This is a genomic window from Ectobacillus polymachus, from assembly GCF_048159605.1.
In the GTDB taxonomy this organism is placed as follows: Bacteria; Bacillota; Bacilli; order Bacillales; family Bacillaceae_G; genus Ectobacillus; species Ectobacillus polymachus.
Window position 1 is genome coordinate 824,049 of sequence record NZ_JBLREB010000001.1, and the last position, 21,832, is coordinate 845,880.

Consider the following 21,832-nt stretch of genomic DNA (forward strand, 5'->3'; position numbering starts at 1 on the left):
AAATTCCTTTGGTACATAATAGTTACGAATCTTAGCTGGAGGAGGAAGAGGAATGACGAATCAGAATGATAATCGAAAACGAAAAAATAAATATCCAAATAATCTAAAAAATGACACCGAATTCTCAAAAGATTTAAATATCAGAAGTGAAGTAACAAAAAAAGATTTAAATAAATAATGTAGTAAGTTTCCAACAGCTAATTGAAATTAAACAAAAAGAAATGAAGTGTAAACTGATAGCAGCTCACACTTCATTTTTTCGGTGATTCAGTAATTATTGAGTTAAAGTCAAAAAGACTTAATGACTACATAAAAAAGGGAGTGAGCATATGAATAAAGATTACAAATGCTATACAGGAGAAACTATTGATGTCATTTTCCACCCTGAAAGATGCGTTCATGCAGCAAAATGTGTAAAAGGACTACCAAAGGTTTTCGATGTTAACAAGAAACCGTGGGTTAATGTAGATGAGGAAGAGGCCGACGAAATTGCTAACGTTATCGAACAATGCCCAAGTGGTGCATTAGAATATACAAGAAAAGATAGAGGGGAACAAGAAGTACCTAATGATAAGACAACTGTAGAAGTTGCTTCAAATGGAATGATATTTCTTAAGGGAAACCTGGCTATTCAAAAAGGAGACGAAACGATTCCATGCACACGTGCTACGTTATGTGGATGCGGATTTTCTAAAAATAAACCATTTTGTGATAATAGTCATATGAAGAAGGAAGAAAAATGAAAATGATTGATATAAAAAAGATACGTATTATGTAGGAGAACAGGTAAAAGGATTCCGAAATACATTAAACTGGTAATGATAAATTTATGGATGGCTTATACATTGTTTCAGATAGTCTATACAGTCATGGAGTCGTTAAAGCAGTAATGGAAAAGAATAGTGAAATTTGCTCAGGAGAAAAAGATTATCCCCTTATGTCCCTTTTGCAAAGTATGACTCTTTTGCTTCCAACATGTATTTAAAATGTACTTCAGCATGGTATTCCATTTAATTACTAGGTACTGCAACTAGCTATTTTTAATTCTATAAAGTTAAAGTGGAATGTATGTAGTAAAAGTTAGAAAGTACCATATATATACTTGATTTAAAATGAGAAATATCAAATATGATCTTGATACCAATCAATTGTTTTTTGAATAGCTTCCTCATGTGGAGTTACAGAAAATGTAAAGGCTTTTTGAAATTTACTCGAATCCACTATAAAATTATGTTCATGTTGATACATTAATTCGCGAAATTCTTTTATATTAGAATTGAAAAATCCGACAATCGTAACAATAAGTTTTCCTGCCACTCTATATTTTGGCTTTATTCCAATCTGCCTAGCTATTTTTTGAACTAATTCCCGGTTTGTGGTTGGTTGTGCAGAAGGGATATGCCAGATTTCCCCATATGCTTGTTCATGTTCAGAAAGCGTAACTAAACCTCTTGCAAAATCATGTATATAAATTTGAGAATGAATTGTATCAGGATTTCCAAGCATATCTACAGGCTTATTTTCTAATAAGTTTTTAAAAACTCTTTCTCCTAATATAGAGTTTTTAACACGTGGACCATAAAAATCAGTAGCTCGACCAATAGTAGCTTTTACTTTTCCTTCTTTATGTGCATTCATTAATTTAGTAGCGACTTCCGCTCTTACTTTTGTTTTTGCACCAACAGGTATATACGATAAGTTTTCGTTCAATGCTTCGGGATGGGGACCATAAGCATAAAGATTATCTCCATATACAATCTTTGCGCCGCTTTTTGCTGCTGCTTCAATAAGATTAGCCATCATAATGGGATAGAGTTTCTTCCATGACTGATAGGGCAGTCCAATACAATGGTAAATAACGGATACAGGATATGACGTACAAATATCAAGAACACTTTTAAGATTCGTAGCATCTCCTTTTACAACTTGCACATTCTTTGGAACATCTTCTTTTCCTCTTGTATTTACCATAAGTACTTTTTTATTTTGTTTGATAAGTTGCTCCATAACTGCAATACCTAAGGGACCGGTTCCAAATATGACGTGGTAATCTTTATCCATCTATAGTGCCTCCTAGAATTAAGGTTCACGAACATCCTATCATATTTTAAAAATAACTTACCAAAATTTACTGTAAAGTTAAAAAATTTACATATGGAAAATGGTACTCTTATTTTCGAGAAGGTTAGTAGAAAAAAGAAAGTAGGGGGATCAAATTCATCTATTAATCATTTGAAAGTCTAGTTTTCTGTTGTTGATTTCGATAAATAAGAAGTTTGTTAGAGAAATCTTGTAAATGGAGTCGATTAATAGTGTAAGTGGGGTAATTTAATCAGTCACAGGCAGAACTATTTCTGCCCACCTTATATGTGTAAAAAGCATTATTAGACAACCATAAACCTAATTCAGACAAAAACACTTCTAAATTAAACCCTAAAATTAATATTTTATCTCATTTAAAAGAGGAATTAGCTCATTAAATGTGTAATTATTGTGAATTATAAGGACTTATAGAATATTATGTAATTATAGTAGAAAGAGGTGTAGATGAATTGGAGCCTAAATATTGCAAAGACAGCAAATCCATTAAAACAAGTCGTGTTTTTCCAAATGATACGAACAATAATGACACATTATTCGGTGGACGTTTGATGTACTTTATCGATGACATTGCTTCTATAGCTGCTGCAAGACATTCTAGAAGTTCTACGGTTACAGCATCAACAGATTCTGTTGACTTTTTAAATCCTATTTCAAAAGCAGATTGTGTTTGTCTAGAAGCTTATGTAACATGGACAGGCAGAACTTCTATGGAAGTGTTTGTCAAAATTATAGCTGAAAATTTAGTTACAGGTGAACGGAAAATTGCAGCAACAAGCTTTCTTACTTTCGTTGCGATAGGAACAGATGGATGGCCAAAAGAAGTTGCACCTGTCATTCCTGAAACAGATGAAGAAAAGTATTTACATACAACCGCAATTGAACGAGCTTCAAGAAGAAAGGATCACAGACAGCATAGTAAAAGCTTAGCTGAATTTATCCGAAATAATGGTAAGGTAAAACAACCTACTATATTTTAAGTTATATCGCGAAATAGACCGTCTTGAATCAGTTTTTCTATGATGGTCTATTTTGCCATGTTTCATAAGTATCTTCAGATTTCCTCTTGTTAGACTTACAACAATCACCTAATCTCGTTTCTCAGCACTAAATAGAAACCACTTCGTGAAAGAGACTGATCATTACAATTTTAGGCTTTATTAATGAATATCTTTGATTTTAGGGTAACTACAAAAAAATTGTAGTGAACTTCTTTGTATACGACAACACATTTGCGATTTCAAAATATGGTTGGCAATAACAATGGTATCGTATTATTTGGCACTTTGACCTGTATCATTTATATTCAATTTGTACAAAAGTATAGGTGTTTTTAAGATTGGTCTATTAATAACAAGAAATCTTTTGGGGGCATATATGAATTATATTTCAGGAGGTTATTACATTATTTCTCCTGCAAAAAGATCTGAGCACATGGATAAGGATGTTCTTCCAGATACAATCTTCTCGGCTAGCGAATGTATATGTGATTTACAACCACAAGTTGAAATCATTTGGGGAGAATCGTCTGAACATATACAACAAAATTATTTAAAAAAACTTAATATAAATAAAACCACCTATGAAAAAATGGAAAAGCGGATGGAGGACAAAATCAAGACAAGAGAATTTGCGTATCCACAACTGTTTGTATCGGTGGGACTAATAAAAGAGTTTTATAGTACATTCCTTAATCATTTAAGTAATTTGAAAATTATAGGAATCGGTTTACCTGAAATGTTGCAGGAGAGGAGGGAGATATTTTCGAAAGAAGTCTCCCTCTTCAAGAGTTTCAAGGGCGTAGCTAGGCGGTAAGGGGGAGCTCCAGTATCCCGACTAAGTATCTGAAACTTAATCTCTCACTAACATCCCAAAGCATAGATTCTAATGTGAATCTATGCTTTTTTATAAAAATGTAAATTAATGTAAAAATTAGTAAATAGGAATAATTACTATTTACAATTATGTTTTATTCCTTTATAATTTCAAAGTGTGATAGATAATTCTAACTTTTAAATCGTAATGATTCCTATAATCAAATTAGAATATTTATCAAGTTTATTAGAATTTTGATTCTGATAAGGGGGAATAAATGCTGAAATAGTGTTGAAAGTTTCTTTGTAATCTAGTGTTAGATCAATTGGAATTACAACGTCTTTCTATTACATAAATTGTACTTAAACATTCTAGAGTTTAGTGTATGCCGAAATACATCATCCTTAGGAAATTGGATACTACAATATATTAGGGGGAATTATGTTGAAAAGAAAAACGTGGATACCTACATTAGCAATTACTGCATTGTTTGTGGGAGCACTAGCAGGTTGTTCAAGTAAAGAAACTACGAGTTCACCTAGTAAAAAAATACATATTGTAGCTGCAGAAGACTTTTATGGTGAAGTGGCTCAGGCTGTAGGTGGAAACCATGTAGAAGTAAAATCAATCATTAATAGTCCTACGCAAGACCCTCATGAGTATGAAGCAACAACGAACGATTCGAAAGCGGTAGCCGATTCTCAGCTTATCATTTACAACGGTATTGGTTATGATGCGTGGATGGAAAAAATATTAAAATCAAATACTTCCACTACTAAAAAGACAATTGCTGTTACAAGTGATTTATTAGGCAAACAAGAGGGAGATAATGAGCACGTCTGGTATAACCCTGAAACAATGCCAAAGTTAGCAAAAAAAATAGCAGATGATTTAGCAAGTATCGATCCAAGCAATGCTAACGATTATCAAAAACGAGCAGATTCATATATAAATGAACTTGCTCCTTTACAAAGTAAAATTAACAAACTGAAACAAACTTCTACTACATCTATTGATGTATCAGAACCTATTTTCGATTACATGGCTAGTTCATTAAATTTAGATATACTAGACCCTAAGTTTGCGCAAGCAATAAATGAAGGGACAGATCCGAGTCCGACTGATATTGGAAAAATTCAAGATGATATTAAAAACAAAAAGGTTCGTTTCTTTGTTAACAATGTACAGAACACGAGTTCTACAGTTGGGAATCTAGTAAAACAAGCAAAGGATAATAATATTCCTGTAATTGATGTAACAGAAACAAAGCCAAATGGCAAAACATATATTCAATGGATGTCGGATATACTCGATCAAGTAGAAAAAGCTATAAGCGTCAAGTAAATCAACATAGGCTTATAATTCAGAAACTAATCATCTACAAATTTTAGATGATTAGCTACTGGAGAGTAGGATGACCAAATTTTTATGCATATATACACTCTGATAAATGGTCATCCTACAATACTTAAATCGTAATAATTCCTATTTACGAAAGGGATTACTTTATGAAAAAAGTACCTGTAACTGTATTAAGCGGTTATCTAGGCGGAGGAAAAACAACATTATTAAATCATATTTTAGACAATAAAGATGAAATGAAAGTAGCTGTCATCGTCAATGATATGAGTGAAATTAACATTGATGCGTCTTTAGTAAAACAAGGTGGATTGACACGTACAGAAGAAAAACTAGTAGAATTGCAAAATGGATGTATTTGCTGCACGCTTCGGGAAGATTTAATAAAAGAAGTGGAGAAGTTAGCCACATTAGGTGATATTGATTACATTATTATTGAATCAACAGGAATTAGTGAGCCAATTCCTGTTGCACAAACATTTACATACGTTGATGAGACTTTAGGAATTGATTTATCAGCATTTTGTATACTTGATACGATGGTAACAGTCGTAGATGCGAATCGTTTCTGGAATGATTTTTACTCCGGGGAAAGTTTGCTTGATCGAAAGCAGGCTACGGATGAAATGGATAGAAGAGAAGTGGTAGATTTACTAATTGATCAAATTGAATTTACTAATGTTATTATACTAAACAAAATTGATCTGGTTGAAAAAGATGATGTTCTTGAAATAAAATCTGTCCTGCAAAAATTAAATCCTGAAGCAAGAATTGTGGAATCAAACCATGCTCGTATCTCATTAGATTATGTGCTTAATACGAATTTATTTGATTTTGAAAAAGCAAGTCAGGGTGCTGGATGGATAAAAGAATTAGAGAATGAACACATACCTGAAACTGAAGAATATGATATTTCTTCTTTTGTTTATAAAAGAAGACGTCCATTTCATCCGGAACGTTTCATGAGATGGCTAGAAGACTGGCCTATAGAAGTAGTAAGAGCAAAAGGTTTCTTTTGGTTAGCATCTCGTAATAATATGGCGGGTATACTCTCGCAAGCTGGGACTTCTATCACGATTCAAGGCGCAGGTGAATGGATAGCAGCTTATCCTGAACAAGAGAAACAGCAAGTCTTAAAGGAAGAACTCGAATTGTTAGATAGATGGGATAATACGTACCCCCACATACCCTTATCTTATTTTTCTATGCTTGAAGTGGGGGTATTACTGCCCTAAAATAGTGGGATAAAAATGTAAGGAGGGAACAAAATGAGGGTAATCATTACATTAGCTTGTACAGAAACAGGAGATCGAAACTATATTACAACAAAGAATAAACGGAATCATCCAGAGCGCATAGAATTAAAAAAATATTGTCCTCGTCTTAAAAGACATACTTTACACCGAGAAACAAAATAGGCAGTACTATTTTTTGATCAAGAAATAATGGTATTTACTTGTATGGAATTTTTTCACACCAAGTAAATACCATTATTCTATTTTCACACCGACATCATACACGTATGGATTTTTCGGGACAGGAATCTTTGAGAAATTTTGTATATGAATGATTGGAACAGTCATTCCATTATATATTTTTTTATCTATTTTACCCGTGACTTGGATCCATTGATCTTTAGGTAACTGTGCTACATCCCCTTTAGCCATAATGCCATAAACAGAGGCATCAGCGATACAGCAAGTAATTGAAAATCGAGCAATCAAAATTTCATCCTGTAAGAAATTTTGTTCTCTAAAAACAAATCCTTGCGTCGTTATCGTTTTACCAAGCATGCTAGAAAGATTTTCACTTAGGATATTCATCATAGGAATGTAATATTCATCATTAATATTAATTTGGTTAGTTGTTTCCATTTTCTTTTGTATTGAGGCATATTGCGTTTTGGATAAAGGTTCTGGTGAACCCACGGACGGACTATTGTTGTTTGGAATGAGAGTATCTTGGTTTTTGTTTAAATCAGAAGATGTATTGTTGTTACTTTGAGTTTCTCCGTTTTTATCACTGGTTTGTACATCACTAACTAATTTTATAGGTCTATTCATAGCCACTGAACTGTTAAGGACATTGTCTGAAAATAAGAATCCTGTTGTAATAGGGATAATAAATAGAGAATAGAGGAGGATGCTTTTGAAAATCGATGTAGGGTAGGAATGTTCTCCTTCACAGTGACACTGATACTTGTCTTTCTTTGAAGTATCTCGTAGAATTAATAAACCACTTAAAATAAGCAAAACAACTAAGGAAAAATAAATGAATTGAACCATTTTTGGGGCAATAAAGTAAGTAATATTATTTGTAACCAGTAATTTAAATACTAGTAATGCGAATCCAATTAGAATGATTCCTCTGATAAAATGATGGTATGATCGATCTAGATTGTTCCTTTTCATATTGCAACCTCCTAATAGAACAGCTGATATATACATATAGCTGCATACACTACTATTGTAGTAACAACCATCAAAGTAAAAACAAATCTCTTTTTGAAATAGGCAAATAGCATCAACGTAATTTTTATATCCAGCATGGGACCAAACACTAGAAATGCTAGGAGGCCTCCTGTTGTAAATGTTGATCCAAACGAGGAAGCAACAAAGGCATCAGCTTCTGAACAAACGGAGAGTAAATAAGAAAAACCCATCATAATCCCTGGTGACAAGGTAGGGCTTTTCCCTACCAATTCCAATAGATTTCTGTCTAAAAAGGTTTGAAAGAGGCTTGCACAAAAGGCACCGATGAATAAATACTTACCGGTATCAAATAACTCATCACTTGCATGATACAACGTTTCTAACAGTTTATTTCCATGGGGATGGTGATGTTCATGATGATGATTGTTATTCTTTTCCCTTAAAATAGTTTGTCCCTTATATTTACGATATAAAATTAAACCAATAATGATAGAAGTTATAAAACCAATGATCATCCTTGCGTTTGCAATATAAGGAGTACTTTTAAAAGCAAAATACGTAGATGCATAGACTACAGGATTAATGATAGGAGCGCTAAGCATAAATACAATGCCAACATGCGTGGGCATTCCTTTCTTAATTAATCTTCGGACGACAGGAATAATAGCACATTCGCAGATAGGAAAAATGATTCCTAATAGGGCGGCCGGAATAACAGCCAAATAAGCATTCCTTGGGATAACTTTTTGAATTGTATTTTCCGATACAAAAGATTGAATAAGAGCTGACACAAACACACCTAACAATATAAAAGGAATGGCTTCTAAAATAATACTTAGAAATATAGAGTTAACATTTAAAAACGAGTCCGGAATTTTATGAAAAACGGAGAAATTCTTTACTTCTTCAGAAAAAAGAAATAGAGAAATAATAAGGAAAAATAAAAGAAATCCTATACTATCCTTCATAAATTTTTGTATGTGGGACACGAATTTCCTCCTTTAAAGAATAAGTTCTCTTAATCTAAGAATATTCTCCTTTATATGATTTAATGACTATTAAAGAGATTTACATAAGTAGAATCTACTTTCGTTCAGCGAGAATGGAAGTGCCTATCTATATTCTGTTCATACATACTAGGAATGATTTCGCCTAACTCGAACAAATTAACTAAAGGATCTAACTATATTGAGCCTTAAACGTCAAAGAATCCTCGTGTAATTTTTACACACTCATACATATAGTGGAACTAACACATTCAAAAAAAATGTTCTACCCCGTATCTTTTCATTGCAGTTGTTCGTTTATAGAGTAGATACGTGCTGAAGGAGTGATTATTGTGCATAGCAAACATTGTGAGGTTTCAGAGGATTGTCTAGATCATCATGATAATTTTACTGAAAAACAGCTCGAAGAACTTTATCCTAAACTTCGCCGATATTGCCAGTTTTTATCCCAAAACAAATGGGATGGAGAGGATCTCGTTCAAGAATCTTTGATTAAAGCTTGGCATCATTATAAGCACCAACCCGAAATATCTACGGCTTTACTAACTAGAATTGCACGAAATGAATGGATAGACATGGTGCGAAATCGAAGTAAAGAGTCTCTTGAAGCTATTCCTGATCAAGCTTATGATGAATCAAAGCATGTTGAAGACCGCTTTGAGGCGATTCAAAAGCTTATGAATCAATTAACACCAAAGCAGGCTGTTATGTTTGCTTTAAAAGAGGGATTTCAGTTTCAATTATCAGAAATTGCTAAGCTATTAAATACATCCGAGACTGCTGTTAAGGCTACCATCTATCGGTCAAAACAACGTTTGGAAAAACAAGAGCAAAATAAAACAAAACCACTTATCAAACAATATTGGGAAATGGAAGACCAAGAGCAAATAGAAAGAATACTTCACGAATCTTTCAAAACTCAAGATCCATCCATTCTAATTAGGTCTATTCCTTTTATCCGTTCTTTAAGAAAGGATACTAGTGCTACTTGCTCTATGCACAAATCACGTCTCTTCAACTTTCCTTCAAGCACTGTCTACATGGCTGCATAATAAGAGGCATTTTTCTACAAATTGTTTCTTGTTTGCAAGTAAAGCGAAGGGGTGTAATGAAAAATGAATATGATTCCGTATGTTATTGAACAATCAAGTCGCGGGGAACGTTCATACGATATTTACTCAAGACTTTTAAAAGATCGAATTATTATGATTGGTGAAGAAATAAATGACGTTGTTGCTAATAGTGTTGTTGCGCAGCTGCTATTTTTAGCAGCAGATAATCCTGAAAAAGACATTTCGCTTTATATTAATAGTCCCGGTGGGTCAACAACAGCTGGATTTGCTATTTTTGATACGATGCAATATATTAAACCAGATGTAAGAACCATATGTACAGGAATGGCTGCGTCCTTTGGTGCCTTGCTATTGCTTGCCGGAGCTAAAGGAAAACGACTTGCCCTCCCTAATAGTGAAATTATGATTCATCAACCTTTAGGTGGGGCTCGTGGTCAAGCAACTGAAATCGAGATTTCTGCAAAACGAATTCTGAAACTTCGAGAGCATATCAATCAAATTATTTCAGATCGTACAGGTCAACCTGTCGAAAAGGTAGCAAAAGATACCGATCGGGACTATTTTATGAGTGCTGAAGAAGCAAAAAAATACGGGATTATCGATGAAGTAATTAGAACCATAAAGGAGTAACTGTATTCCAGTCTACATCATTATGAGAAGCAAAGAGCACTTATAAAAAAAGAAGCTAACCAACTACAATAATATAGAGGGTTAGCTTCTTTGGCTTTTTTTAATATTGCTAATAAAATTTGGTACCTTTTCAGCAAACATAGGAAAGGTTCCTTTTGTCAATCCTTAATACGGTCTCGTATAACCTAAGAAGTGTTTGCTCCAGTAGGGGTTACTTAAAGATGATACGCTTACACCATTACTCGCTGCACTTATGAAGTTTCCATTTCCAAGATAGATACCGATGTGAGAGGCACCGTTTGTGTTATACGTACCTTGGAAGTATACGAGATCACCAGGTAGTGGGTTACTTGTTCTCGTAAAGCTGTTCCAATAGCTGTTTGCGCTTTGGCGGCCGAAGGAGTAGCCATATTTATTGTAAACGTAATAAATGAAGCCGCTGCAATCAAAACCATTTGGCGTCTTGCCACCAAATTCGTAAGGTACACCTTCTAACGACTTGGCATAAGAAAGCAAGGCAGGCATGCTATTAAAGATAGAAGAAGCTTGTGATGTAGAATCAGAGCTAGTTGTAGAATTCGATACATTCTGTGACGAAGATGTATTCTGTGATGTAGACGAATTCTGTGATGTAGAAACATAATCTTTATAAACATATCCATCAGACCCATTAAAATGAACCTTGTACCAATTTCCTGATTGACCCGTTACTTCTAATTTGTCTCCATTCGATAACACATCTATAACGCTGTAGTTCGTTCCAGGTCCTGTTCGAAAATGTAAACTATCCGCATTTACATATAAAGTAGAAGTTGATTGAACAGAATTGGAGTTAGAAGAAGAGTTATCAGTGGAAGAAGGTGTAAGAAAGTCTTTGCTAACATAGGCAGTCTGATTATTATATGTAATCTTGCACCATCCATTGTTATCAGATTCTACTGTAACTTCATCCCCGTTACTTAACAATCCTATAATTGAAGAACTAGTACTGGCATCACTTCGAACACGAAGAACGTCTGCTGTAACTTTGTATGTACCTTTGTTTGCAACTTTGTTTTTAGAAGAAGATACTGTAACGTAATCTTTGCTTACATAGGCCTCTTGATTGTTGTATTGAATTTTGTACCAATTACCATTTTCGCCTAGAATGGTAACTTTACTTTGATTTTGTAAGCCACCAATTACGCTATCATTCATACTAGGACCGGTTCGAACATTTAAATATGTAGCATCTACAGAGCCAACTGAGTTACCGCTTGCATGCACAGATCCCACAATGAAAGGGGAAGCAGCTAGTGCAACAGATGAAACGAAAAATGTTTGAGCTTTCAATGCAATTCCTCCGATTATAATAATGATTGTATGTAGTATTGAATATAGAAATAATTTTAAATAAAAATAACTACTACTTATATATTATTCTATTAATGTAATCGTTTTTCAATATATTTATAATTTATTTTTATTGTTTTTTCATTATCATGTTATTTTTTATGAAAATAGCAAATAAATAATATATGGTTCCTACTTGTAAAAATTAGAAAAGCAAAAAGATCTTATCTTGATTAAAAGATTTTCTATATTTTGCCCAACTTAATTTCTTGATGGTGGGAATAACACCACAAATTAAGATTTAACGTGTTACTTTAGTATTTTTACTTGTCTAATTTGCATGAAGATAATACAGCTCAATATGAGATAGTAAAAGCGAAAAAACTACTCGAATAGAGTAGTTACAAGAGATTATATATCGGCAATCTTGTTTAATAACGTAGATTCGTAGATATCTTCAGGCGAAGGTAAGGTTTGCTTCGTTAATCTTATTTTTTCACTTAAATATGAAACATTTACCAATGTTGAACAGATATAACGGTTTTTTTCTACATTGTTATCAGGGATTTGAAAGGTATATCTAAGATATTGGTGCACAATCTCGCCGAAATCATAAGGATTACCAAGATGTTGTTCAGCAAAATTCACAATATTTTCTATTTGTGTATTGGTAAATGTTTTTAAGCGCAGTACAGATGCGTGTCCAGTGTATTTAGTAATTGAACTTCGGATCACACCCGTTGGTGTTGCTTCAATAATTTCTAAAACTTCCGGATTGGAAACTATAGCAACATGACTAAATTGAGAATGTGTAATAAGCTCTATCCCTTTATCTATCAAATATGTCCCTTTAACAAGGATGATATCAGATTTTTGTAGATATAAGTCTCCCAATATTACCTACTTCCTTTTCGTTTTTAATAATATATTCAGATAGAAGTTAATAGGTATGGGGAATTTCTGGATATATGATGATTTTCAGAAATATTTTTATGGAATGATAGTATAAAAAGTATTTAATCGATAAACACGAGAAAATAAAAGTGCAGAGAGCTGCATATTCCAAACAGACCTATTTAGCGTAGACAATTCTTGTGATATTGCCAGCTTTATGGTTGCAGAGCTTACCCGTATGGCCATGCTAAACTAAAATTAACAGTTTCTACTAAATAGAAATGGACACCTGTCTTAAAACCGACAGAGTTTAGAAATGAAGGAAACGTAAGAGAAAATGATAAAAAATTATAAAATTGATTCACAGGAAGAAGTAACAATAGAATAAATGATGAGAAGTATATGTAGGGAATGATTAACCGAATAAGTAAAAATACTTAATACTAAAAATACTTAATACTAAAAAAAGAATACCTAAAATCAGGCATTCTTGTAGTGTACGTAATTCCATTGAAATTTAATAAATAAACATTTATTTTGTCAATTTATCCTTAATTTTTTTAAACTCTTCATCAGATACTTCTCCCTTTGCATATCTTTCTTTTAGGATAGTTAATGCATTATTTGATTGACTTGAATGCTGTTGGTGAGTAGTGATTCGTATTAAATGGAAAATAAAATATATGACAACGATCAAAATGATAAACTGTAATAGTATTCCTAGGACTCCCATTACCCAAAATTCATTACCATAACTGCCCATTATTCCTCCATAGCCGCCCATCATTTAGACAACACTCCTTTTTATGATTTGTAATGATTTATAATAATTTATATTATCTAAGGTTTATCCCAATACCAATCTGATACTAAGTTTCTAGTATCACGAAGTGGTATGGAAAAGCCTTTTTAACATAACTACTGTTGAAGCTGATGATTGAATCTAAGAAAACTAAGATATAGAGCATGGAAAAAATTTACTTAAAGTAACGGATGCGTTTGTTGAGGAGTTCTAGTCTCAGCACAATGAATAATTAAAAAGGCTCGCCAAAACGGACGAGCTTTTGTGTTTTTTTATTTTAATTATTATGCCAAACAGAATTTTTTATAAGGTATGGTTTGGGCAAGAATACTTTTTGTGGCAGCTCCATAGATAACAATTAGATTTCAGTTATCCTGTTGACGCTCCCATGAAAAGAATTAAAATTTATCATACTCACAACTCCATTGCATTAAAGCAGGGTGTGGATCCATTGTAATTGGAGATAGTCTTCTTCCCACATCTCTGTGGTGCGATAAATACTTCTAACTAAAACAGTAGGTAAGTAATTTGTGTATAATATGTTGATCAATACCTATATGGCTGTGTGGTTGCCCATAACGGTTAAGAAAATATCTTTATAGTAATGAATAAGGAGATTCAATAGTAAAATTTATGTGAATTGTTGATAAAAACACGAAAAGTGAATTTTATAAGAAAATATGTTGGAAAATACATTGAACTTAGATTAACATCGTTTTAAGCTGATAGTTGTACTTACTTTATAGTGAAATAAAGGAGGGTTTTGCATGGCCTATGCAAAATCAAATGTTACCATTCATAAATCTGTTGATGAAGTGTTTAAGTTTATCCTCGATGGTGAAAATAATAAATTATGGCGACCATCCGTTATCGATGTTCAAAAAACATCCGCTAATGATCTTGGTGTAGGAACAATATTTAAACAAGGAATGAAAGGGCCTTTTGGAAGACGAATTAGTGGAGATTATGAGATAACACAATGTGAAAAAAATAAAGTTATTTCGTTTCAAGTTATATCAGGGCCCGCAAGACCAATAGGTAATTATAATTTTGAATCCGATGGTTCAGAAACAAAGGTTTCATTTACCTTATCATTTAATCCTACAGGCTTTGCTAAACTAATGGATCCTATGATTAACAAACAAATGCAGCTGGAAGTAGCCAATCTTTCAAATATTAAAACATTCATGGAGAATAATAATTAATATTTCATTATTTAGGCTTAAAAGAAAGTTGAATTATCAAAGAAATCACCGCTAAACTACCTTATATATAGAAATCTGCAAATAAGTGACCGCAATAAAGATGTAATTATTGAATCGTTGAAGCGAAGAATTAAGAAAGCTGAAGAAGAAAACAAACAATTACGTAATCAACTAAAAGTGGCGTATGCAGACGTATACAAAGGACTATAAGTAAATAAAAAACTGTATTTTTATCATACGAATTTTTAATTCTTAGAAAAAACTGAATGGTATCATTGATATACTAGGGGTTTCGCCAACAAAATAACATAAAACTCAAGATAAGACGTTCTTGTGTTTTATGTTAAGGGGATAGCACCACATCGTCATCAACCTAAGAAAAGCAAATACCCCAAAACGAGAAAATTGGCATCTCCAGGTGAAAATGTACATTTTTTGTTTTGGGGCGTTATAAAATTCTTAAGTTGATGGGCATGCGGCGGGACCCCATTTAGAAATAATTAAGAAACTATAGGTTGAAATTATTAGTAATAAATTTTGTTATAGCCTCTACAATCATGTCATGATCTTCTTCCTGTGCCAAGCCAGAAACGGTAATGACTCCAATTACTCCTGATCCTTCAATCGCAATTGGAAACGCCCCGCCATGTATTGCATAATCAAATTGGCTGACTGAGTAAAAGTCAAAATATGATCTATTTTTCAGTTCATTATACAATCTCATATAATAAGAACTATGATGATGTCGGAGGACGACATTTGATTTTCTCTTAATCCATTCATCTTGGTCAGGAGATGTGCCATCCATTGCATAGTGGAATACTGTTTGTCCATTTTTTATGATATTAACGGCAACAGATTTTTTGATGTTTTTTGCAGCTTCAATGACAGACAAACCAATTTCAAGTGCATCTTCGTTTGAAAATCGTTTAAATATCAGTTTTTCTTCTTGTTTTTTAATTTTATCAAGCGTCTTTTGAATATCTATATCTTCCATTATGCTCCTCCTTGAAAAGTAAAAATTTTAATCTACATAGGTACTTTCTTTTCTGTACTGCTTTTCAGGGCAGCTTCAACGATTTTAATAACAGATAATCCTTCATGTGCCATAACTGGTGCACGTTTTCCTTCCAGGATACTTTCAGCAATTTTTTCCTGCTTCTCTTTTTTTCCATTTTCACATGCTTTTTCAAAGATATCTTTAAATTACTATGTTGTTTATCTAGAAAGCTTTTCAAAATGTTTTTTTGTTCCAAAACATTAATATTGACGAATTATTTATAACATAAAACAAGGGAAGAGGTAAACCAAAATAATTAGGTTCACCTAAATTATATATAATTTCATAAATAAAACTATATACTTTTCATAATAAAAATGTATAATAACATGGAGACGAAAATTTATGAAAAAGGAAGTTGAAGAACATGACATTAACAATGGGCTTTATCGGGTTTGGGAAATCAGCCAACCGTTATCACTTACCTTACGTGAACATCCGTGAGAATATAAATGTAAAAACAATTTTTGACCTGCACGTTAACGAAGAATTAGCGGCTCCATATCGCGAAAAAAGTGTTGACTTCACCACTGATTTGGACGAATTATTGAACGACAAAGAAATTCAATTAGTGACGATCTGTACGCCAGCACATACGCACTACGAATTGGCGAAAAAAGTTGTACTTGCTGGAAAATCAGTTATCGTTGAAAAACCATTCTGCGATACAGTTGAACATGCTAAAGAATTATTAGCTTTAGGCCGAGAAAAAGGTGTAGCCGTTATGCCTTACCAAAACCGCCGTTTTGATGGTGATTTCTTAGCTGTGAAGCAGGTCGTTGAACAAGGCTTCCTTGGTGAAATTGTTGAAGTTGAATCACATATTGATTACTTTCGTCCTGGTTCAATCAGCCATGAAGGTCCGAAAGAAGAAGGTTCATTCTACGGTTTAGGTATTCACACGATGGACCGCATGATTTCACTATTCGGCCGTCCGGATGTGGTGACATACGATATCCGCAATAATGAAGTGGAAGGTGCGGTTGATAATTATTTCGATGTTGATCTTCATTACGGAAATCAATTGAAAATTAAACTTAAAACCAACCATGTCGTAGCAAAAGATTATCCGCGCTTTATGGTTCACGGAACAAACGGCTCATTCATCAAATACGGTGAAGATCAACAGGAAAATGATCTGAAAGCAGGCATTATGCCTGAGAGTGCAGGCTTTGGTGAAGATTCACCGATGTACTACGGCATCGCTAAATATCGCAACGCAAACGGTGACTGGATTGAAAAACAAATCAAAACTCCGCTTGGCGATTACGGCCGTTTCTATGATGCAGCGTATGAAACAATCGTAAATGGCGCATCAAAACTTGTGAAAGACGAAGAAGCGGTAACTAATATTGAAATCTTGGAAAACGGATTTGCTACCCCATCACCTTCAGTTTACAAACTTGAGGCTATAAATTTGAACGAATAGAAGGTAGTTAAGTAGAAAATAAAGCATAAAGGGGGTAGGGAAATGGCAAACGGATCAACACAAGTAAAATACCTCGGCATTTATCAAAAAATTAAACAGCAAATTTTAGACGGTGAATATAAAATCAACGAAAAAATCCCAAGTAGCCCCGTCCTTGCTGAAGAATTTGACGTTTCGGCTCTTACCATTAAAAAGGCGCTGGACTTGTTGGTTAGAGACGGCTACATTATCCGCCGGCGCGGAAGTGGAACCGTGGTTCAAGACTGGCGTCAGCAGGAAAAGGCACGAATGATTCAGACCTTAACCGGTACTAAAGCTGTTTACGGCAGTGAGGTAGAAAGTAAAATCATCGAGTTTACGATTGTCGGTGCTGATGAAATAATTAGCGAAAAATTGGGGGTTTCAGTCGGCGATTTTGTTTATAAAATCATCCGCCTCCGCATCATTCACAGTATTCCGACGATTATGGAGCATACATGGATGCCGATTACGGTCATACCAGGTGTTGAAGCTTCGGTTTTAGAACAGTCGATATACTCGTACATTCAAAATAAACTTGGTTTTGAAGTGGGGACATCGATTGTTCGGGTCAAAGGAATTCGCCCAGATGATAGGGAAAAGCAGTTTATGGACTTAACGGATCAGGATTTCCTGATGCGAGTCGAACAAGTAGCCTACCTGACTGATGGACGCACCTTTGAGTACTCTTACGCCGACCATCTGCCAGAAACCTTTGAATTTGAAACAGTCATTACCGCAAAGAAGTATAAAGAGTCATAAACGTAAAACAGTCTGGGGTGAGTTTTGTCCCAGACTGTTTACGTTTATGTGCAACTAATAAAATTTGGAATACTGGATGTATAACATTGCCTGTGCAACCAAGTACGAAATTTTAAAGATTATTGAAATAATTTAAAGTCGAGATTCTTAGCGTACAGGAAAATCGACATTTTATCTTCCATAAAATGTATTAGTGTGGGTTTTATGTCATTTGGTTGGCGGGACTCTTTAATTTATTTAAAAACTTCCCTAACATAGTATACATGTCTATTATGTTAGGGGAGTTTTTTTAAAACTTTTTTTTAGTAATTAGGTCTTGATAAGAAATACGTCAGCACTTTTTTCTTAAGAATGAACTTATTACAAAATAAAAATTTCATTTACCGTAATTTATAATATTTTAATAATAATCAAAAAATTACACGGTATAAAAAAGAGGAATCCTCAGTAGAGTTGACTAAATGTCAACTCTACTTTTCTCGAGGACTCCCGATTTGTACCGGTAACCTAGGATCTTTCTGCCAGACGAACCATCCGCCGTCGTATACTTTGATATTGTCCCAGCCGTTTTCATAAAGGATCAAGAATGGGAGGGAGGCCCTCCAACCGGTGCCGCAATAGAAAGCGATTTCGTTTCCCTTTCTAATATCCCATTCTGATAACATTACTTCGACTTCGGTCATTGATTTTACAGTTCGATCATCATTGTAATAATCAGCTTCATCATGACCCCATACAGCACCTTTTGGTTCTCCTGAACGATTGATGTATGAATACCCACTTACTTCTCCAATGAACTCACGCCAACTTCTTACACTGACAAGTCTAAAATTCGGATTCTTCTGTGCTTTCAAGATTTCTGTAGGCCATGACATGAGATACTCTGGATGGACTGGAATTTCAGCGCCAAATTCTGAAATCGGTTTTGGTTCCACAATCCCTTGTTCCGTTCGATATCCAGCGCTTATCCATGCATTCAATCCTCCATCAATTACATGAACGTTTTGCACACCTGCCCAAATACAAACAAATGCAAAACGTGCAAATGATGCTCCTTTTCCGTAAATAACAACGCGTGTACTCTTGGAAATCCCGAGGCTAATTAGCGTGTCGTTAATTTCCTCTGGTGTTCGGATATTCCAGTTAATGTCTTCTTCGATTAAATCTGTATCAAGATGAATTGCCCCAGGAATATGTTTCTCTAAATACTCCTCGCTTGGTTTACCCCATGAACATTCAACAACCACATAATTGTGTGAAATAGGGTCTGTTTCAATGATTTCTTTTACCCATTGCACGGGAACAAAGACCTTGTGAAGTGTTTCAACCATTCTAATTTTCTCCTATTCTTCAACAGTGTTCTTCATTTTATTAATCATCTTTTGGAGTATCAATACGAATACAGCTCCCAAAATCGCGAGTCCAATACAAATCCAGAAAATAATTCGGTATCCAGATACACCAGGGTGATCCTGCATGATGTTGCCGAACACAGTGAACATAAAGGCATCTGGTAAAAATCCAATGAAACTGATAAGACCCGCTGCAGTACCAAGGAATGCATTTGGAATTCCAAGCTCTGACATTGGAACAAAATAGACACCGCGAAGCATAAATACAACGAATGAAGCAACAAAGCCCATGATGATAATTAGAGTTGCACTGTTTGCGTTAGCGGGAATCATAACAAAGATTGTTGTTGAAATGGCTAAAGCAATTAATGCGACAAACAAAATGCGTGTAGATGACTTAAATTTATCAACAAAAAATCCAGCGAGTGGTGCAGCAATTAATGGTAGTAAGTACAATCTAAAGCTTGAAATAGAAGCGGCTGTTCCAGATTTTACTCCAAGCACTCCGGTTAAGTATGGTACAAACTTACCAAGTCCAGGTCCTGCGACAGTATATACACAAAAGATAACCAACCCACAGAGCCAAACTCCAGGCTGTTTTAGTACGTATTTAATGCCAGAAACAAATTCTTCACTATCAATCTTCTTTGCGTTTTCCCTTTTTGAATTTGGAAGGAATAAGAAAGTAAGAACGGCAGTTATGAAATAGATGATTGAATAGAAAACGATGATATTTTTTACGCCGGTAATATCTTGCGACTTGTTATAAATTAGTAGCGTGCCGATTTGAGTAAAAATTAATGCAAACAATCCAAATCCAGCCTCGCGAAATCCAAACATTTTTCCTTGTTCATCACCAGATCCAAGGAGTTTTACAGCCTTTATCATAGCAGGCCAATATGTAAGGACAGTCGAAATCGCATAAATCCCCATAATGACTAGCAAAATTCCATAGGATGGCAAAGTGCTAAACCATAGACCGGCTAATCCAGTAACTGCAAGAGAAATCGAAATTAAGTAACGTACATTAAATCGGTCAGCAAGTATTCCACCAAAAAGGTAGGCAAATGAGCTCATAATACCTAGGACAGACATTAGATTTCCCATTTGAACATCGTTTAAGCTTGTAGCCTTCTGAAGTGGTTCATAGAAAGAGTATTGGATATACGGTAGAACGAAAATAATTCCTCCGCCCAAACAAATGATTAACATAGATAAATATTTTCTTGTCGTATTCAAAGTAAACGCTCCTTTTTGATCTGAAGGATAAGTATTATTTTATCTTATTGTAAAATAGTATTACAAGAAATCTTATTAATAAATAGAATAAGTTCTATCAAAAATTCTTATAAAAGCAACGGAGTTAAATATGGAATATAAACAATTTGAAGCGTTTAGTTAAAAAGTGTTTCAAAGGCAGAAAAAAATTTTCTTATTAAGCTAGTGGGTGCTTTCGTGGTCCAAAGTGTTGCGTCGGTAGCTCTTTTTCTTATTGTACTAAAGGGAGTTTAGTTGGATAAAGACGAATTTATTTTATTCATGAATAATGAGTGTAATACACAGGCAAAACCCCTTCAGATACGGTTGAAGGGGTTTTTAGATACTATTTTTTCTCGATCATAACGAATAAAACACCAGTAAGAATTAGGATGGAGCCTATCCAAAACGTTACACCTATGTTCTCTCCTAGAATAAACCATCCGAGTAATGTCCCAACCACGGGTTGAAAGAAGAAAAATAGCCCCCCGCTTGAGGCGTTAAGCATTTGTAATCCACGATTCCAAAGTAGAAATCCACCTGCTGTTGATACAATACCCAAATACAAGACTCCTCCCCAAATGGTCGGGTGAGTCAGTTGAGAGATATTAATTGCGTGTAACCGTGGCAAAACAAAAGGGGTCAACACGATTAGGGCTACCAAGATGGAATAGGTCGTTACCACAATTTGTGAATAATCACTCGGCACACGCTTTACAAGTACAGACATGAGTGCCCATGTTAAAGCAGCAATAAGCAGATAAATACCACCAAGTTTACTGGACAAATTCACATGACCGACTCCAACAATCAGAAAAACCCCAATTGTCGCTAAACAAACGGATAGTCCCTTTTTTATCGTCAACCGTTCTTTAAGAAGTAAGCGAGCAAAAAATACCATAAATGCTGGCGTTGAAGAAGTTATAATGGCTCCCATTTGTGCTGAGGATAGCATTGTACCAGTTTCCTGAGTAACAATTGAAATGGCGTTACCAATGATCCCAATGGCTATGATTATTAAGAAGTGACGTTTATCGATTCGCCATTTTTGTCGTGTTACGAAGCCGATAACGAGAAGTGAGACTATAGCCACTAAATACCTCATCCATACAAGTTCCAGTGGAGGTATGACCGATACTACAATTTTAACAATAACGTACATTCCACCCCAAATACTAGAAGCTAAAGCTAAATATATAGAACCTAATAAGGTGTTTTTCATTTTTTATACCCTCCGTCTTATATTTAGGTCGAAAATGCCCTTAACGGAGAGATGTAGTCACCTTCACTCCACTAAGAGCAGAA

Annotated in this window: 22 protein-coding genes and 2 pseudogenes; 13 read left to right on the top strand and 11 right to left on the bottom strand. The window is 34.4% G+C overall.

The window, feature by feature from the left end; all coding sequences use genetic code 11:
- Positions 1 to 52 precede the first annotated feature (52 nt).
- Positions 53 to 178 (top strand): hypothetical protein, encoded by a 126-nt coding sequence (locus ACM5BR_RS04260; protein ID WP_416826175.1) that lies wholly within the window; start codon positions 53 to 55, stop codon positions 176 to 178.
- 151 nt (positions 179 to 329) lie between these two features.
- A complete protein-coding gene (locus ACM5BR_RS04265) occupies positions 330 to 743 on the top strand; it encodes a (4Fe-4S)-binding protein (RefSeq protein ID WP_416826176.1) in 414 nt (137 codons plus the stop codon).
- Positions 744 to 1,122: 379 nt separating this feature from the next.
- Here the strand turns inward: ACM5BR_RS04265 and ACM5BR_RS04270 are convergent, their stop codons facing one another.
- Positions 1,123 to 2,061: an NAD-dependent epimerase/dehydratase family protein gene (locus tag ACM5BR_RS04270; protein ID WP_416826178.1), complete on the bottom strand. Its 939-nt coding sequence runs from the start codon at positions 2,059 to 2,061 to the stop codon at positions 1,123 to 1,125.
- 491 nt (positions 2,062 to 2,552) lie between these two features.
- Here ACM5BR_RS04270 and ACM5BR_RS04275 point away from each other — a divergent pair, with 491 nt between their 5' ends.
- The 5 genes from ACM5BR_RS04275 (at position 2,553) to rpmG (ending at position 6,692) form a co-directional block, all read left to right on the top strand.
- A complete protein-coding gene (locus ACM5BR_RS04275) occupies positions 2,553 to 3,080 on the top strand; it encodes an acyl-CoA thioesterase (RefSeq protein ID WP_416826180.1) in 528 nt (175 codons plus the stop codon).
- 397 nt (positions 3,081 to 3,477) lie between these two features.
- Positions 3,478 to 3,915 carry a hypothetical protein gene (locus tag ACM5BR_RS04280; RefSeq protein ID WP_416826182.1) on the top strand — a complete coding sequence of 146 codons (438 nt, stop codon included), beginning with the start codon at positions 3,478 to 3,480 and terminating at the stop codon, positions 3,913 to 3,915.
- Positions 3,916 to 4,359: 444 nt separating this feature from the next.
- Complete coding sequence (locus tag ACM5BR_RS04285; protein ID WP_416826184.1) at positions 4,360 to 5,259, top strand: metal ABC transporter solute-binding protein, Zn/Mn family; 900 nt, start codon at positions 4,360 to 4,362, stop codon at positions 5,257 to 5,259.
- Between the two features lie 164 nt (positions 5,260 to 5,423).
- The gene (locus ACM5BR_RS04290; RefSeq protein WP_416826185.1) at positions 5,424 to 6,509 is read left to right on the top strand and encodes a GTP-binding protein; all 1,086 of its coding nucleotides are present in this window, start codon (positions 5,424 to 5,426) and stop codon (positions 6,507 to 6,509) included.
- 33 nt (positions 6,510 to 6,542) lie between these two features.
- The gene (gene rpmG / locus ACM5BR_RS04295) at positions 6,543 to 6,692 is read left to right on the top strand and encodes a 50S ribosomal protein L33 (RefSeq protein WP_416826187.1); all 150 of its coding nucleotides are present in this window, start codon (positions 6,543 to 6,545) and stop codon (positions 6,690 to 6,692) included.
- 72 nt (positions 6,693 to 6,764) lie between these two features.
- Here rpmG and ACM5BR_RS04300 read toward each other — a convergent pair whose 3' ends face one another.
- Both ACM5BR_RS04300 and ACM5BR_RS04305 read right to left on the bottom strand, forming a co-directional pair.
- Positions 6,765 to 7,685 (bottom strand): TIGR03943 family putative permease subunit, encoded by a 921-nt coding sequence (locus tag ACM5BR_RS04300; RefSeq protein ID WP_416826189.1) that lies wholly within the window; start codon positions 7,683 to 7,685, stop codon positions 6,765 to 6,767.
- 11 nt (positions 7,686 to 7,696) lie between these two features.
- Positions 7,697 to 8,695, bottom strand: a complete 999-nt coding sequence (locus ACM5BR_RS04305) for a permease (protein WP_416826190.1) — start codon at positions 8,693 to 8,695, stop codon at positions 7,697 to 7,699.
- A gap of 350 nt (positions 8,696 to 9,045) precedes the next feature.
- Here ACM5BR_RS04305 and ACM5BR_RS04310 point away from each other — a divergent pair, with 350 nt between their 5' ends.
- Both ACM5BR_RS04310 and clpP read left to right on the top strand, forming a co-directional pair.
- Entirely contained in the window at positions 9,046 to 9,765 is a 720-nt protein-coding gene (locus ACM5BR_RS04310; RefSeq protein WP_416826191.1) for a sigma-70 family RNA polymerase sigma factor, read from the top strand.
- A 63-nt stretch (positions 9,766 to 9,828) separates the two neighbouring features.
- Complete coding sequence (gene clpP, locus ACM5BR_RS04315) at positions 9,829 to 10,416, top strand: ATP-dependent Clp endopeptidase proteolytic subunit ClpP (RefSeq protein ID WP_416826193.1); 588 nt, start codon at positions 9,829 to 9,831, stop codon at positions 10,414 to 10,416.
- A gap of 165 nt (positions 10,417 to 10,581) precedes the next feature.
- On the opposite strand, the gene ACM5BR_RS04320 is transcribed toward clpP, so the two are convergent.
- From ACM5BR_RS04320 to ACM5BR_RS04330, 3 genes are all read right to left on the bottom strand, one after another.
- Positions 10,582 to 11,748, bottom strand: a complete 1,167-nt coding sequence (locus tag ACM5BR_RS04320) for a C40 family peptidase (RefSeq protein ID WP_416826195.1) — start codon at positions 11,746 to 11,748, stop codon at positions 10,582 to 10,584.
- A gap of 411 nt (positions 11,749 to 12,159) precedes the next feature.
- Positions 12,160 to 12,642, bottom strand: a complete 483-nt coding sequence (locus ACM5BR_RS04325) for a YiiX/YebB-like N1pC/P60 family cysteine hydrolase (protein WP_416826197.1) — start codon at positions 12,640 to 12,642, stop codon at positions 12,160 to 12,162.
- Positions 12,643 to 13,174: 532 nt separating this feature from the next.
- Positions 13,175 to 13,429 (bottom strand): SHOCT domain-containing protein, encoded by a 255-nt coding sequence (locus tag ACM5BR_RS04330; RefSeq protein ID WP_416826199.1) that lies wholly within the window; start codon positions 13,427 to 13,429, stop codon positions 13,175 to 13,177.
- A gap of 782 nt (positions 13,430 to 14,211) precedes the next feature.
- Between ACM5BR_RS04330 and ACM5BR_RS04335 the strand changes: the two genes are divergently transcribed.
- Positions 14,212 to 14,649, top strand: a complete 438-nt coding sequence (locus tag ACM5BR_RS04335; RefSeq protein ID WP_416826201.1) for an SRPBCC family protein — start codon at positions 14,212 to 14,214, stop codon at positions 14,647 to 14,649.
- A 78-nt stretch (positions 14,650 to 14,727) separates the two neighbouring features.
- Positions 14,728 to 14,859: pseudogene (locus ACM5BR_RS04340) on the top strand (DUF6262 family protein); the annotation flags it as partial.
- A 298-nt stretch (positions 14,860 to 15,157) separates the two neighbouring features.
- Here the strand turns inward: ACM5BR_RS04340 and ACM5BR_RS04345 are convergent.
- Positions 15,158 to 15,646 (bottom strand): heme-degrading domain-containing protein, encoded by a 489-nt coding sequence (locus ACM5BR_RS04345; RefSeq protein ID WP_416826203.1) that lies wholly within the window; start codon positions 15,644 to 15,646, stop codon positions 15,158 to 15,160.
- 32 nt (positions 15,647 to 15,678) lie between these two features.
- A pseudogene (locus tag ACM5BR_RS04350) lies at positions 15,679 to 15,801 on the bottom strand (oxidoreductase); the annotation flags it as partial.
- 275 nt (positions 15,802 to 16,076) lie between these two features.
- Between ACM5BR_RS04350 and ACM5BR_RS04355 the strand changes: the two are divergent.
- Positions 16,077 to 17,138: an oxidoreductase gene (locus ACM5BR_RS04355; protein ID WP_416826205.1), complete on the top strand. Its 1,062-nt coding sequence runs from the start codon at positions 16,077 to 16,079 to the stop codon at positions 17,136 to 17,138.
- A 42-nt stretch (positions 17,139 to 17,180) separates the two neighbouring features.
- The gene (locus ACM5BR_RS04360; protein WP_416826207.1) at positions 17,181 to 17,918 is read left to right on the top strand and encodes a GntR family transcriptional regulator; all 738 of its coding nucleotides are present in this window, start codon (positions 17,181 to 17,183) and stop codon (positions 17,916 to 17,918) included.
- 470 nt (positions 17,919 to 18,388) lie between these two features.
- Here ACM5BR_RS04360 and ACM5BR_RS04365 read toward each other — a convergent pair whose 3' ends face one another.
- The 3 genes from ACM5BR_RS04365 to ACM5BR_RS04375 all read right to left on the bottom strand — a co-directional run bounded on the left by ACM5BR_RS04365 (position 18,389) and on the right by ACM5BR_RS04375 (position 21,749).
- Positions 18,389 to 19,249, bottom strand: a complete 861-nt coding sequence (locus tag ACM5BR_RS04365; protein ID WP_416826209.1) for a sulfurtransferase — start codon at positions 19,247 to 19,249, stop codon at positions 18,389 to 18,391.
- Between the two features lie 12 nt (positions 19,250 to 19,261).
- Positions 19,262 to 20,509, bottom strand: a complete 1,248-nt coding sequence (locus tag ACM5BR_RS04370; RefSeq protein WP_416826211.1) for an MFS transporter — start codon at positions 20,507 to 20,509, stop codon at positions 19,262 to 19,264.
- Positions 20,510 to 20,873: 364 nt separating this feature from the next.
- A complete protein-coding gene (locus ACM5BR_RS04375) occupies positions 20,874 to 21,749 on the bottom strand; it encodes a DMT family transporter (RefSeq protein WP_416826213.1) in 876 nt (291 codons plus the stop codon).
- Positions 21,750 to 21,832: the final 83 nt, after the last annotated feature.

Excerpts from the sequence above, each read along its gene's own strand:
- ACM5BR_RS04330 (WP_416826199.1), bottom strand. The coding sequence starts at position 13,429 with ATGATGGGCGGCTATGGAGGAATAATGGGCAGTTATGGTAATGAATTT.
- ACM5BR_RS04345 (WP_416826203.1), bottom strand. The coding sequence starts at position 15,646 with ATGGAAGATATAGATATTCAAAAGACGCTTGATAAAATTAAAAAACAA.
- ACM5BR_RS04270 (WP_416826178.1), bottom strand. The coding sequence starts at position 2,061 with ATGGATAAAGATTACCACGTCATATTTGGAACCGGTCCCTTAGGTATT.
- ACM5BR_RS04265 (WP_416826176.1), top strand. The coding sequence starts at position 330 with ATGAATAAAGATTACAAATGCTATACAGGAGAAACTATTGATGTCATT.
- rpmG (WP_416826187.1), top strand. The coding sequence starts at position 6,543 with ATGAGGGTAATCATTACATTAGCTTGTACAGAAACAGGAGATCGAAAC.
- ACM5BR_RS04290 (WP_416826185.1), top strand. The coding sequence starts at position 5,424 with ATGAAAAAAGTACCTGTAACTGTATTAAGCGGTTATCTAGGCGGAGGA.
- clpP (WP_416826193.1), top strand. The coding sequence starts at position 9,829 with ATGAATATGATTCCGTATGTTATTGAACAATCAAGTCGCGGGGAACGT.
- ACM5BR_RS04260 (WP_416826175.1), top strand. The coding sequence starts at position 53 with ATGACGAATCAGAATGATAATCGAAAACGAAAAAATAAATATCCAAAT.
- ACM5BR_RS04280 (WP_416826182.1), top strand. The coding sequence starts at position 3,478 with ATGAATTATATTTCAGGAGGTTATTACATTATTTCTCCTGCAAAAAGA.
- ACM5BR_RS04355 (WP_416826205.1), top strand. The coding sequence starts at position 16,077 with ATGACATTAACAATGGGCTTTATCGGGTTTGGGAAATCAGCCAACCGT.
- ACM5BR_RS04300 (WP_416826189.1), bottom strand. The coding sequence starts at position 7,685 with ATGAAAAGGAACAATCTAGATCGATCATACCATCATTTTATCAGAGGA.
- ACM5BR_RS04375 (WP_416826213.1), bottom strand. The coding sequence starts at position 21,749 with ATGAAAAACACCTTATTAGGTTCTATATATTTAGCTTTAGCTTCTAGT.
- ACM5BR_RS04360 (WP_416826207.1), top strand. The coding sequence starts at position 17,181 with ATGGCAAACGGATCAACACAAGTAAAATACCTCGGCATTTATCAAAAA.
- ACM5BR_RS04365 (WP_416826209.1), bottom strand. The coding sequence starts at position 19,249 with ATGGTTGAAACACTTCACAAGGTCTTTGTTCCCGTGCAATGGGTAAAA.
- ACM5BR_RS04335 (WP_416826201.1), top strand. The coding sequence starts at position 14,212 with ATGGCCTATGCAAAATCAAATGTTACCATTCATAAATCTGTTGATGAA.